The sequence below is a fragment of the Nocardiopsis oceani genome (assembly GCF_054777395.1).
This window is the reverse complement of sequence record NZ_BAAHAR010000002.1, coordinates 168,496-181,317: the sequence shown is the minus strand read 5'-3', so window position 1 is coordinate 181,317 and position 12,822 is coordinate 168,496. Positions and strand designations below refer to the sequence as shown.

General features: G+C 71.2%; 9 protein-coding genes. All 9 read right to left on the bottom strand.

The features are described from left to right. Window positions 1–97: 97 nt before the first annotated feature. Window positions 98–2,941: an ATP-binding protein gene (locus ACYVDG_RS01790; RefSeq protein WP_460746175.1), complete on the bottom strand. Its 2,844-nt coding sequence runs from the start codon at window positions 2,939–2,941 to the stop codon at window positions 98–100. A 406-nt stretch (window positions 2,942–3,347) separates the two neighbouring features. Then, complete coding sequence (locus tag ACYVDG_RS01785; protein WP_460746171.1) at window positions 3,348–6,185, bottom strand: DEAD/DEAH box helicase; 2,838 nt, start codon at window positions 6,183–6,185, stop codon at window positions 3,348–3,350. Window positions 6,186–6,197: 12 nt separating this feature from the next. Beyond that, complete coding sequence (locus ACYVDG_RS01780; protein WP_460746168.1) at window positions 6,198–7,094, bottom strand: diacylglycerol/lipid kinase family protein; 897 nt, start codon at window positions 7,092–7,094, stop codon at window positions 6,198–6,200. 99 nt (window positions 7,095–7,193) lie between these two features. Then, window positions 7,194–7,619 carry a DUF397 domain-containing protein gene (locus ACYVDG_RS01775; protein WP_460746165.1) on the bottom strand — a complete coding sequence of 142 codons (426 nt, stop codon included), beginning with the start codon at window positions 7,617–7,619 and terminating at the stop codon, window positions 7,194–7,196. Window positions 7,620–7,768: 149 nt separating this feature from the next. Continuing rightward, a complete protein-coding gene (gene tatC, locus ACYVDG_RS01770) occupies window positions 7,769–8,608 on the bottom strand; it encodes a twin-arginine translocase subunit TatC (RefSeq protein WP_460746259.1) in 840 nt (279 codons plus the stop codon). Window positions 8,609–8,761: 153 nt separating this feature from the next. Next, on the bottom strand, window positions 8,762–9,097 hold the full coding sequence (tatA, locus tag ACYVDG_RS01765; protein ID WP_460746163.1) for a Sec-independent protein translocase subunit TatA: 336 nt from the start codon (window positions 9,095–9,097) through the stop codon (window positions 8,762–8,764). Between the two features lie 66 nt (window positions 9,098–9,163). Next, window positions 9,164–9,349: a hypothetical protein gene (locus ACYVDG_RS01760; RefSeq protein WP_460746161.1), complete on the bottom strand. Its 186-nt coding sequence runs from the start codon at window positions 9,347–9,349 to the stop codon at window positions 9,164–9,166. A 60-nt stretch (window positions 9,350–9,409) separates the two neighbouring features. Continuing rightward, a complete protein-coding gene (locus ACYVDG_RS01755; protein WP_460746158.1) occupies window positions 9,410–11,461 on the bottom strand; it encodes a helix-turn-helix transcriptional regulator in 2,052 nt (683 codons plus the stop codon). A 101-nt stretch (window positions 11,462–11,562) separates the two neighbouring features. Beyond that, window positions 11,563–12,648 carry a methionyl-tRNA formyltransferase gene (locus ACYVDG_RS01750; RefSeq protein ID WP_460746156.1) on the bottom strand — a complete coding sequence of 362 codons (1,086 nt, stop codon included), beginning with the start codon at window positions 12,646–12,648 and terminating at the stop codon, window positions 11,563–11,565. Window positions 12,649–12,822 lie beyond the last annotated feature (174 nt).

The window sequence follows — 12,822 nt, the reverse complement described above, 5'->3', positions numbered from 1 at the left end:
CACCGTGCCAAGGAGACCGGACAGCGGCCAGACAGAACACGGACAGCACCGGAGGCGCCCCGGACGGCCCCAGACAAGAATGTCCGGGCCCTGTCAGTCAGCCCTCGAACCGCCACTCGGGGCCGAGGTCGGCGGGCACGCCCCGGAGCTCGTGGCGCAGCCTCCGCACCCGAGGGCTGCCCAAGTCGGGGCGGCCCCGGAGCCGGGTGGCCGCGGCCAGTGCACGTGCGGCCTCCTCCGGTCGGCCCCGCTGGAGCAGCAGGTCGGCGGCGAGTTCAGCCACCCCGGCGTTCAGGAAGGCCATCCCGACGCCCTCGATCAGCTCCCACGCCTCCCGTAGCGCGACCCCCGCCTGCACGTCGTCGCCCTCTGCCAGCCGGACGGCGCCCTCGGACAGGTGCAGTTCCATGCGCAGGTACAGCACGTCCATCCACGCCCGGTCCAGCAGCGAGCGCGCTTCGGTGAGCAGCGCGCGTGCCCGGACGGCGTCCCCGTTGTCCAGGGCGACATCGCACATCCGGCACAGACTCAGGATCCGGTACTCCAGCCGGAGACCGCTCTCAGCGTTGAGCGCGGAGGACAGGGTGCGCTCCGCACCGGTGCGGTCTCCGCACCGCAGCCGCTCGTAGCCCAAGGCGATGAGCGTGCCGGGGAGCAGGCCCCCGGCCGGACCCTCCGGATCGATCAGCTCGAGTGCCTGTTCGATATCGCGTACCGCTTGCTCGTTGTGGCCGCTTTGGGAGCGCAGTTGGGCCAGCGCGGGCGTCATCATGGCGACCATCCACTGGTCCCCGACGTCTTGTGCGGCGGTGACCGCCTCCCCAGCGCGGGCCTCGGCGGTGTCGGGGTCCCCGGTGGCCTCGGCGAGGCCACCCAGGTAGCAGAACCCCGCGGACCGCACCCAGGGGTGGGGGTGGGCACTGGCACGCTCGGCGATGGCGGCCAGGCCGTCGTGGTCACCCAGGGACTCCGCCTGTTTGGCGCCGATCACCACTACCGGGGGAAAGGCCGCCATGATCCGGTCGTCGTCGACCATCCGCACGATCTCCGCGGCCTCCCCGGACCGGTCCTGACCGGGGAGGGCCGGAAGCATGGAGCGCGCGACGAGCAGGACGGTCCGCGTCGTGGTGTCAGTCGCGGACAAGTCGATTCCGTCGAGGCGGCGGGCGGCCTCCTCGAATCGGCCGCGCATGACCCAGTACCAGGTAAGAGCGCGAGCCAGCCGCGCAGCGGCCGCGTGGTCCCCCGTCTCCGTGGCGTGCGTGAGGAGGCCGGAGAGGTTGTCGTGCTCGTCGTCGAACAGGCGCAGCGCGCGGCCCTGGTCGGCGCCGAGCAGTCCGTGGCCCGCGCTCTGCGCGTACTGGGTGAGGTGTGCGGTAGCGGTGGCCCAGGCCCGTTCCTCCTCCCCCGCTTCCCGCAGGCGCTCCCGTGCGTAGGCCAGGGTGGTCTCCATCAGTCGGTAGCGGGTGGGACCGTCGCGGGAAGCGGTGGGCCGCAGCAGCGAGCGGTCCACCAAGGAGGCCAGCAGGAAGGGCACCTCGGTGGCGGGCAGGTCGTCCAGTGCGCACACCTGGGCGGCTCCCTCGGCGGTCGCGCCGCCGGGCAGGACCGACAGGCGCCGGGCCACCCGCTGGTCGGGTTCGGGGAGCAGCTCCCAGCTCCAGTCCAGGACTGCGCGCAGGGTCCGGTGCCGCTGGGGCACGGTGCGCCGAGCGGCTGAGAGCAGGGCGAAGCGCTCGTCCAGGCGGTCGGCGATCTCCCGGACCGTCATCGAACGCACCCGCGCGGCGGCCAGTTCGATGGCCAGGGGCAGCCCGTCCAAGCGGCGGCAGATCTGCGCAACGACCGGCAGGTCCTCCGGACCCGGTTCCGTGCCGGGCGCGGCCAGGGTGGCCCGCTCGGTGAACATCCGTACGGCCACGGAGTTACGGCTCTCTGCGACCTCCAACGGGTCCACCCGCAGCACCGCCTCCCCGTCCGCGGCCAAGGGTTCGCGGCTGGTGGCGAGCACGCGCAGTTCGGGGCAGCGGCCGAGCAGTTCCAGGACGGTCTCGGCGACCCCGTCGAGGAGGTGTTCGCAGTTGTCCAGGACCAGGAGCCTGGGACCGTCGGAGAGCACGGACGCCAGCTGGGACAGCCGGCCCCGTCCGGTCGGCCCTTCCAGGAGGGAGGACCCGCCCACACCCACGGCATCGGCCACCGCGTCGACGATCCCCTGCTCCTCCCAGAGCGGCGCCAGCTCCACGAACGACGCCCGCCGTAGGTCACCGCCGAGGACGGAGCCTGTGGAGAGGAGTTCGACGGCGATCCGGGTCTTGCCCACCCCGCCCGGCCCGAAGAGGGTGACCAGCCGGTGCTCGCAGAGCAGCCCCGAAAGGGCCTTGAGCTCGTCGTCACGGCCGTGGAAGCGGGTGAGGTAGGGGGCGATGCGGTTCCCGGAGGCCGTCGGGGACCCTGTGGCGGGTACGGGGCCCGCGGAGCGCAGGAGGTCGGTGTGGAGCCCGCGCAGCCAGGGCGCGGGGTCGGCACCCAGTTCCTCAGCTAGGGCGTTGCGCAGGCGGTCGTACACGGCGAGCGCCTCGGCGTCGCGGCCGTCGGCGTGCAGGGCACGCATCAACAGCCCGTGGGGCCGCTCGCGCAGCGGGTTGTGCTCGCACAGGCCACGCAGCTCGGTCAGGAGCGCAGCCGCCTCCCCTAACCGCGACCGGGCCTCCAGTATGTCCTCGGCGGCGGTCAGCTTCAGCTCGGCGAGCCGGTGCCGAGTGTGTTCGGCGAACCGGGTGTTGATCCCTGCCAGCGGTTCCCCGCGCCAGAGCTCCAAGGTGCGGGACAAGGTATCGGCGGCCTCGGCCGGGTTGTGGTCGGCGAGCTGGCGGCGGCCCCGCTCCGCCCACGTCTCGAAGCGGTGGAAGTCGACCTCCTCGGGGGCCGCGTCCAGCACGTAGCCGCCGGGAACGGCCCCGGGGCCCAGGTCCGCCGCGCCGTGTCCGCGCAGCAGCGACCGGGTCCGCGCAGCAGCGACCGGGTCCGTGAGACCAGGCGGGCCAGGGTCTCGGTGCCGCCGCCCGGCGGATCACCGTCCCAGACCTCCGCCAAGAGCAGGTCGGCGGGGACCGTCCTCCCGGGCGCGAGCGCCAAGCGGGCCAGCAGGACGGCGGAGCGCCCGGTGACGAAGGGCAGGGCCTGCCCCTGCCCGTCCCGCAGGACGAGGGGGCCCAGGATTTCGACGCGCACACTGCGAATCTTTCAGAAGGTTCGCGCCGCTACCAAGCCCGGGCGCGGCCGTTTCCGGCCACGCCCGCGACTCCCCGCCGCGCACGGGCAGGGCCCCGCTCCCCCGCCGCCGGTCAGTTGAGGGACGAGTACGCGACCACGCCGCGGCGGACCAGGTCGGCGGCCTTGCGGGCCCTGCTCCGCACCTGCGGGTCGGCCGCCGCCCCGGCGATCTGGCTGAGCATGTCCACCAGCATCTTCGCGGTGCGCACGAAGTCGCCCGCGGTCATGTCGGACTGGCGCAGGATCGCGTCGAGCCGGTCGCCCCGCGCCCAGCGGTGCGCGGTCCACACGAAACCGAGGTCGGGCTGGCGCTGGAAGGAGACGCGGTGCCGGGACTCCACCTCGTTCAGCTCGCCCCACAGCCGCATCATCTCCGTGAGCGCCTCGTCGACCGCGCCCTCGGGCACGCGCGGGAAGGCGTCGTCGCCCCGGCGCGCCTCGTAGACCAGTGCGGCGACGCACGCGGCCAGGTCCACCGGGTTGAGGTCCTCCCACACGCCCCGGCGCAGGCACTCGGCGACGAGCAGGTCCAGTTCGGAGTAGATCTTGGCGAGCCTGCCGCCGTCCTCGGAAACCTCGTCCCCCGACAGGTAGTCCAGGTCCTCCAGGACGCCGCACACCCGGTCGAAGGTGCGGGAGATGACGTGGGAGCGCCCCTCCACCCGGCGGCGCAGCACGTCCGTCTCCTTCTTGAGCCGGAAGTAGCGCTCGGCCCAGCGGGCGTGGTCCTCGCGGTCGGAGCAGCCGTGGCAGGGGTGCTCCTTGAGTTCGGCGCGCAGCCGCCGGATCTCAGGGTCCTCCTGGTCACCCCGGCGCTTGCCGCGCTCGTAGGCGGGGTCGCCGCCCTGGTCCCTGAGCTTGTTGCGCAGCGTCGAGGCCAGGTCCTGGCGAGAGCGAGGGGAGCGCGCGGAGAAGGACTTGGGGATGCGCATCCGGCCCGACGGCTTCACCGGGACGGTGAAGTCACTGGAGTTGAGCCGCTTGACCTGTTTGTCCACGGTCAGGACCAGCGGCGCGGGCAGGTCGTGGCGCAGCCCCGGGTCCAGGACCACGGCGTGCCCGGAGAAGCGACCTGAGGGGACGCGGATGATGTCGCCCGTGCGGAACTTCTCCATGCTCTCCAGGGCCTCGTCGCGGCGCTGGGCCGAGCGGTTGCGTGAGAGCTCGGCCTCGCGGTCGCTCAGGGCACGGCGCAGCGCCGCGTACTCCATGAAGTCGCCCAGGTGGCACTCGGCGGCCTGGGCGTAGCCCTCCAGCGCTTCCTCGTGCTTGCGCAGCTTCCGCACCAGGCCGACTACCGCGCGGTCGGCCTGGAACTGGGCGAAGGAGGCCTCCAGCATGTTGCGGCTGCGTTGGCGGCCGACCTGGCCGACCAGGTTGACGGCCATGTTGTAGGAGGGCTGGAAGCTGGAGTTCAGCGGGTAGGTGCGGGTGCCCGCGAGGCTGGCCACCGACTCGGGGTCGGTCCCGGCCTGCCAGATGACGACGGCGTGGCCTTCCACGTCGATACCGCGACGCCCGGCCCGGCCGGTGAGCTGCGTGTACTCGCCGGGGGTGAGCGGGGCGTGGGTCTCGCCGTTCCACTTGTCGAGCTTTTCGATCACCACCGTGCGCGCCGGCATGTTGATGCCCAGGGCGAGCGTCTCGGTGGCGAAGACCGCGCGGATCAGACCTTGGGAGAACAGGTGCTCGACGACCTCCTTGAAGGTGGGCAGCATGCCCGCGTGGTGCGCGGAGATGCCCGCCTCCAGGGCGCGCAGCCAGGAGTCGAAACCGAGCACGGTGAGGTCGGCGCGAGGGATGTCCGCGCAGCGCGTCTCCGCGTACTCGCGGATGTAGTCGGCCTCCTCGGGGGTGGTGAGGACCAGCCCGGAGGCCACGCACTGCCGGACCGCGTCGTCGCACCCGGCGCGGCTGAAGACGAAGGTGATTGCCGGGAGCAGCCCTTCGGCGTCCAGCTCCTCGATCATCGTCGGGCGTGTGGGCGGGGCGAACCGGGTGCGCGGGCGCACGTTGCCGCGGGCCCGCGTCTGCGGGTGGCGGCGCCGGTTGGCGAGCTGGGTCGTGCGTGCGTCGTCCTCGGCGGTACGGCTGAGGTAGGGGTTGATGAGCAGCTTCTGCCCGCCCACCTCGATCTCCTGCGGACTCTGGCGCTGCGACCGGCGCCGCTCGCGCTTGCGGCGGTTGCGTCCTCCGCCGCTCTCTTCGGTGGCGGAGGCCTCCTCCTCGGGTTCGACGAAGAGGTCGTGGATGCGCTTGCCCACCATCACGTGCTGCCACAGCGGCACGGGGCGCTTCTCGTCGACGATGACCGTGGTGTCGCCGCGTACCTGCTGGAGCCACTCGCCGAATTCCTCGGCGTTGCTGACGGTCGCGGACAGGGCGACCATGCGCACCGACTCGGGAAGGTGGATGATCACCTCCTCCCAGACCGCGCCGCGGAAGCGGTCGGCGAGGTAGTGGACCTCGTCCATGACCACGTAGGCCAGGCCGCCCAGCGTGGACGAGCCCTCGTAGAGCATGTTGCGCAGTACCTCGGTGGTCATGACGACCACCGGCGCCTCGCCGTTGACACTGTTGTCGCCGGTGAGCAGCCCGACCTGGTCAGCGCCGTAGCGCTTGACCAGGTCGTTGTACTTCTGGTTGGACAGCGCCTTGATCGGCGTCGTGTAGAAGCACTTGGTGCCCTCTGCGAGGGCACGGTGCACGGCGAACTCGCCGACTACGGTCTTGCCGGAACCGGTCGGCGCCGCGACCAGCACCCCGTGCCCGCCCTCCAAGGCCTTGCAGGCCCTGATCTGGAAGGGGTCGAACTCGAACCCGTAGAGCCCCTGGAAGGCATCGATCGCGGCGCTCGAAGCGCTCTGGCGTCGGCGGAAGGCGGCGTACTGCTCGGAGTGACTACTCATAGGACCATCAGCCTATGAGGTCAGCTCCAGCATCTCGACCGCTTTGGGCACCACGTCGCACACCAGTCTCGGGGGCCCCATACGCTCGCCGTCGGCGAAGGCGGTTCCGGCCTCACCTCGGATGGTGACGGAGCGTCCCCGGTCGAGGACCACCTCTTCGAGGTCGAGGTGGCTCCCGTTGAAGACCTTGGGGAACATGCGCAGGAACCGGCCCAGCGGCCCCTCCTTGACGAAGACGACGTCCAGCAGCCCGTCGTCGGGAACCGCCTCCGCGCACACGTGCATGCCGCCCCCGTAGGCGGAAGTGTTGCCGACCGCGACCAGCATCCCGGGTTCGGCGATGCGCCGGTCGTCGATGTCGATCTCGAAGTCGATGGGGCGGAAGGAGCGCAGTTCGGCGAGGAGGCCGACGAGGTAGCCGGCCCGGCCGATCCCGAAGCGGAAGTTGTTCACCCGTTCGTTGACCCTGGCGTCGAATCCGCAGGCCAGAACGCTCATGTAGTAGCGCTGAGTGCCGTCGGCGGTGGTCAGGCGCACGACGTCGCTGGGGCGGGTGCGCCCCTCCAGGATCGCCGCGGCCACGGACTTGGCCGAGCCTCGTGGGAGGCCGAAGGCGCGCGCGATGTCGTTGCCGGTCCCGGCGGGGATGACCGCGAGGGGGACCCCGGAACCCACCACACCCTGCAGGGCCTGGTGGGCGAGGCCGTCACCGCCCACGGCGACCAGGGCGTCGGGGCCGTCGGAGGCGGCCAGTCGGGCCAGGCGCCGACTGTCCGCCGCGGAGCGGCCGGTATAGACGTGCACGCGTGCTCCTGCGCCGCGCAGGGCCTCTTTGAGGCGCACCGCGATGACGGAGGCGCGGCGCCGGCCGGAGGCCGGGTTGACCAGAAGGGCGATATGAGGGGGCATATGCCGGTCCTTAGCTACCCACAGCTGGGGTCGGGATGGTGTACGGGGACGGGTGAGGCACCCGCACACCCGCCGCGCCCGAGTGTGCGCGCCGCCGGTTTAGGAGTCCTCGGTCCCGGACCCCGGCCCGGCTTCCTCACGCTGGCGGCGATGGTACTCCTCCATGGCCTCGGGCGTGTTCAGCGGGGAGGGCACCCAACCGGCCTCGACCTCGGCCTGGCCGCGCTGGATCGCGATCTCCTCCTCGGTGAGGTACTCCTCGGGGATGTCGAACTCGCCGTCTCGGGCCCCCAGGACGAAGGCCTCCCACTCGGCGGGGGTGAAGAACAGGGTGCCCTTCTCCGGCGACTTCCCGTCCCGCACGGCACGGAAACCGTCGTCGAACTCGGCGACCTCCACGACCGCCTCGGCGTCCGGCTTGGACAGGGAGGAGCGCATCCATACGGCATGGGTGGTGTCGTGCCATTTCTCGTTGCCCATGGCCTCGGGCGGCAGGTCCTTCTTGGCCTCAGTCTGCTCGCTCATCACGTGCTTCCCATATCCGCTTCTGGTTGCAGGGGCCGAGGGTATGGGGGTCAGAGCCGCCCATCGGCCTCAGGGGCAACCAAGCGTTGCCCCTGGCTCGAACCCTAGCGTGCCTGGAGCGGGCTCACAGCCGCTTGACCTGTCAACGCTCAATCGCCTTTGCCGCGGCCCTTGCCCGCTTCGGACCCCTCGAATTCGTCCAAGCCGGAGGGCTGGTCGTCGATCTCGGAGATCTCGTCGTCGTCCAGGTCGCTGGTGGGGTCCTTGCGCCTCTTGCGGCGGTCGTTGAAGAAGCAGAAGAGTTCGGCGATCTCGAAGAGGACGACGAGGGGGATGGCCAGGGCCAGCATCGAGATGGGCTCGGCCGGGGTGACGATGGCGGCGATCAGGAACGCGCAGAAGATGATGACCCGGCGCCACTTGGCGATGGCGGCATGGGTGAGGACCCCGACGATGTTGAGCAGGACCACCAGCAGCGGCAGGACGAAGCCGAGGCCGAACATGACCATCATGATGAGCATGTAGTTGAGGTACTCACCGATGGTCAGGAACGGGTCCGCCTCGTCTGGCAGGAACCCGAACAGCATCTGCAGGGCCAGCGCCGTGATCGTGTACGCCAGACCGGCGCCGACGACGAACAGGATCCCGGCCAGCGGGGCGAAGATGTAGGCGTACTTCTTCTCGCGGCCGTGCAGTGCGGGGGCGACGAAGGCCCACAGCTGGTAGAGCCAGAACGGCCCGGTGACCAGGGCACCGACGAGCAGCCACACCTTGAAGGCGACGAAGAACGCGTCGAAGGGCCCGGTGACGATGAGGGAGCACCCGCCGCCGTCGACGACCTGGGAGGCCGGCAGCGAACAGTAGGGCTCGGTGAGGAAGTCCCACACCTGGTCGTAGAAGATGAAGCCGACCACGGCGCCCAGGCCCAGGATGATCATCACCTTGGCCAACCGGTTGCGCAGCTCGCGCAGGTGGTCCATGAGCGGCATCCGGGCGTCCGGGTTGACCGATCGGCTTCGGGACCTCATGGTGCGGTCACTCTCTTCCCATTCGGGCCCGCGCGGGCGGCGCGGACTCCCGCTGACAACAGCCGTCCGGCGCGGCACCCCTCGGTCGGTACCGCGCCAGTCCACGTGCCAGAGCTAGTTGTTGTAGGTCTGGTTGGTGGGCTCACCGGACTCGTTGACCAGGCGCTGGCCCGCGGGCAGCTGCGGGTAACCCGGCTGCTGGTTGTTTGCGCCCGGCTGCTGCGGCTGGGAGGACGGGGACTGCTGGTCCTGCGGCTGCTCTCCCTGCGCGGCGGCCTCGTCGGAGTCCTTGGCCTCGTTGTCGTCGTCGACCAGGCCCTTGCTCTCGGCCTTGAGGATACGGGCGCTCCGCCCCAGGGAACGGGCCAGGTCCGGGAGTTTCTTGGCTCCGAACAGCAGAATGGCCAGGATCACCAGGATGGCGATGGTAGGTCCGTTGAACGGTCCCATGGTTCTACCTCTCTGTGCGGCGCGACCAAGCGCCTCTGATGGTACGCGTATTCGACCGCGGGTCCTTCATGTACCCGTTCCCGCGCCTCGAATACGCTCACGCAGGTCAGCGCTGCTCGCCTGGTACCCGCCCGCCGCCCGTGTCACCGCTTCGGACAGCACGGAAGCGTCGCGGCGCACCCTCAGGGCGAGGGCGCCGACGACGAGCACTCCGGAGCAAAACATGCCGAACAGGACAGCGAGGGCGATCACGCTCTCACCATATCCCGTTCCGGATGACCTACACCCCGCCCCCAGATGAACAGGTAAGCCTCACTCCGGCGACGAAGTGGTCTCGACCAATTTCTCGGAAGTTTGAGGTGCGCCGTAGTGCGCCAGGGCCTGACGCGCCTCGGACCGCACCTCTTCGGCGAGGTTGCCCGGGGACACCAGGCGCCCCTCCCGCCCCAGAGACAGGGCCAGCCGCGCCACCCAGGCCGGGGCCGGCGTACGCAGCGTCGCCCGCACCCCGCCACCGGGAAGCTCGGCGACCGACTCGCATACGTAGTCCTCGGTGACCCAGCGCGCGGAGGGCTCCAGGACCAGGGTCACCAGGGCATCGCGCTCAGAGCGCTCCAGCACCCCGGCCGACAGGTCGCGGCGGACCACACCCTCGGGCACCTCTGCCGCGTAGGGCAGCACCGTCAGCTCCAGGACCCGGTCCAGGCGGAACAGCCGCACGTCCTCGCGCAGACGGCAGTAACCCTCCAGGAAGGTGTGCCCGTCCTGGACCACCAGCCCCAGCGGGTCGACATCGCGCTCGGTCACCCGGTCCAGGTAGCCCGACAGGTAGCGCAGATGCAGGCGCTGCCCGGCCTCCAACGCCTCCGAACAACGGCGCTGGGTCTGCGTGACCTGCTCGTCCGACTCGACCCGGACCTGGACCGCGTCGGCCAGGTCGCTGACCACCGTGCCGGCGGCGGTACGCAGTTTCTCCCCCACCCGTTTGAGCGCGCTGTCCTCCACCCCCCGCGGTTCGGGCAGCGCCTCCAGCAGGGACAGGCCCACGACCAGGCTGGCCGCCTCGTCAGCGGTCAGCCGCAGAGGCTGGGCCAGGGTGTCGGCGTTGCCGATGATGATCTCGCCGGTCGCCTTGGCCGCGTCCAGGTCGACGTCGATCAGGTCGCCGGGGGTGTAACCCGGCAGCCCGCACATCCACAGCAGCCTGAGGTCGGCCACCACCTGGCGCTCGGTGAGCCCGAAGTGCCGCGCCACCTCGGGCACCCGCACGTCGCGCCCGAGCGCGTACGGAACCAGCATGAGGAGCCGGTGCAGCTGGTCGGCGGAGCGCGGCCCGCGAGCTGGGGCGTCCTCGCCCTCGCTCTCCCCGGTGATTTCGGGGCTGTCCCGCTCGACCGGCGCCTCAGCCGCCCCTTCCAGGTGGGAGACCATGGCCGCGCGCACCCCCTCCGGTTCCACCACGACCGCCCGCGAACCATGGGAGGCCACCTGCCGCACCAGGTCGAGCACGGAGTTGTAGGGCAGCGTGATGGTGTCCCAACCGGAGTCGGCACCCTCACGCTCACCGGGGACCACCCGCACCGCGCCGCGGCGCAGGGCGTGCGCGGCGTCGGTACGCACCCGCAGGGTCGCGGTCCGCTCCGGCTCGGCCCTCTGCTGGGAGACCACCGAACGCAGGTCCACCCCCTCGGGGACGGTCACGTCCGGGCCGGAGCGCTCGACCGTCACCTCACCCTGGATCCGGCCCAGGCGGAAGACCCTCCGTGCGTCCCGCAGCCGGTCATGGCCCACCACGTACCAGTGGCCGCGCAGGTTGACGATGCCCCACGGCTCGATCCCGCGCCGCTGGGCCTCGATCTGGCCGGGCTTGCGGTAGGCGAAGGAGATCGGGCGCCGATCGCGGACCGCCTGCCAGACCGGGCCGAAGGCGGGCTCGTCGGTACGCATCGCGGGGGTGAGTCCCGGTGCCGCTTCGGAGTCCACCGGGACCCCGGCGGAGCGGAGCTTGAACAGGGCGTCAGCGGCGGCCTTGCCCAGTGAGGCGTGCCGCCAGGCGCGGGCGGCCAGGCCCAGTACCACCGCTTCGTCGGGCAGGAGCTCGATCTCAGGCAGCTCGTAGTCCGAGCGGGAGATCCGGTACCCCTCATCGCCGCTGAACGCGTCACCGCCACCCACCTGTATGGGGATGCCGCTGTCGCGCAGCTCCCGCTTGTCGCGCTCGAACATGCGCTTGAAGGCCGACTCGGTCTCCGCCTCCGCGTAACCGTGGACCGTCGCCCGGATCTCCTGAGCGGTGAGGTGGCGCCTCGTCGACAACAGGCAGATGACCAGGTTGAGTTGCCGTTCGGTCTTCCTGCGCGACATGGTCCGCACTCCTCTTGCCCGCTGATGTTGCCCGCTGTGTTCACCCGCAGGGGTGGGTCGACCGGGCGGGGCCGCGAGGGACGCGTCCTCCCACCGCCGGTTCAGCTCCGACGGTACCGTGCCGAGCGCGATCCGACGGCGCTCACCGACGATTCAGGCCGCGCCGTCCGCTGGGCCGGGGCGGCGGGGCGGCGGTGCTCGGCGTCGCCGTTTCCCGGGACGGGGGTGCGCCGGGTGGCGGCCATCATGTGTTCGGAGGGCGGGTCGAAGCGGCTCCCGGGACGGAACATGGCCAGCGAGGCCGGTTCGGCCAGCACGCCCTCGTCCACCCTCAGGGTCTCGGGCACGAACACGCTGCCGTCCCCGCAGGTGACACCCCACTTGCGGCCCGTTCCCGCGGACACGATCTGGCCGGGGTCAGCGCCCTCGACCTCCTCGGACAGCGTTCCCGAGCACAAGGTGATCCGGGCCGCACCGAACATCGCGAAGGCACCCGGGTACGGGGCCGTGAGAGCGCGCACCATCCGGTCCACGTCCCGTCCGGCCGCGGTGAAGTCCAGGTGTCCGTCGCTGGGGCGGCGCCGCGGCCACACCGAGACGTGGCCTGTCTGCGGACGGCGGGGCGCCCGCCCTTCCAGCAGCGCCTCCAGGTTGCGGACGAGGATTTCGGACTGCAGGTGCCCGACCCGCTCGTAGAGGCCGGTCGCGTTGATGTCCGGCGCGATGTCGAACCAGGTCCGGTCCACGATGTCGCCGGCAGTCGGCTCGCTGTCGAGGTGGAAGAGGGTGACGGCGCTGGAGCGCATGTCGCGCAGGATCGTCCACGGGATCGGGGCCCGTCCGCGGCCGACCGGCAGTGGGGAGGGGTGCACGCCGACACCGCCGAGCGGAAGCGACGCCAGCACCTCGTCGTCGACCAGTTGGGACCAGCCCGAGACGACCATCAGGTCGATCCGGTGCTCCGAGAGGGCGCCGCGGACCTCGTCGGTATTGATGTCGGAGGCCCTCAGGTGCGCGATACCGTGCCGCCGGGTGACGGCGTCGAAGTCTGCGTAGCCGGAGCGGTGCGCCAGCTCTGCGGGGTAGGAGACCACCAGGCTCGGCGGCAGTCCTTGGGCGCAGAGCTCCTCGAGCGCCGGAACACCCAGGCGCAGACCCGACACGTAGCAGTACCGCTGGCCTGGCATGGCTCCCCCTCACCCATACTCACCCTGGGTGACTGACTCTACGCTCGAACCGTCCTCACGAGGGACGTCTTCGCGCACCGGGTGTGTCGGTCCCGGACCGGCCCCGGGAACGGCGAAGCCCCGCGGGGATCACGCGCCCGCGGGGCTTCTACGGAGAGTGGGTCGGTGCTCACC

What these genes read in the sequence shown, in the direction of transcription:
- ACYVDG_RS01780 (WP_460746168.1), bottom strand. Translation starts at nt 7,094, where the DNA reads ATGCCCCCTCATATCGCCCTTCTGGTCAACCCGGCCTCCGGCCGGCGC.
- tatA (WP_460746163.1), bottom strand. Translation starts at nt 9,097, where the DNA reads ATGGGACCGTTCAACGGACCTACCATCGCCATCCTGGTGATCCTGGCC.
- ACYVDG_RS01775 (WP_460746165.1), bottom strand. Translation starts at nt 7,619, where the DNA reads ATGAGCGAGCAGACTGAGGCCAAGAAGGACCTGCCGCCCGAGGCCATG.
- ACYVDG_RS01785 (WP_460746171.1), bottom strand. Translation starts at nt 6,185, where the DNA reads ATGAGTAGTCACTCCGAGCAGTACGCCGCCTTCCGCCGACGCCAGAGC.
- ACYVDG_RS01750 (WP_460746156.1), bottom strand. Translation starts at nt 12,648, where the DNA reads ATGCCAGGCCAGCGGTACTGCTACGTGTCGGGTCTGCGCCTGGGTGTT.
- ACYVDG_RS01755 (WP_460746158.1), bottom strand. Translation starts at nt 11,461, where the DNA reads ATGTCGCGCAGGAAGACCGAACGGCAACTCAACCTGGTCATCTGCCTG.
- tatC (WP_460746259.1), bottom strand. Translation starts at nt 8,608, where the DNA reads ATGCCGCTCATGGACCACCTGCGCGAGCTGCGCAACCGGTTGGCCAAG.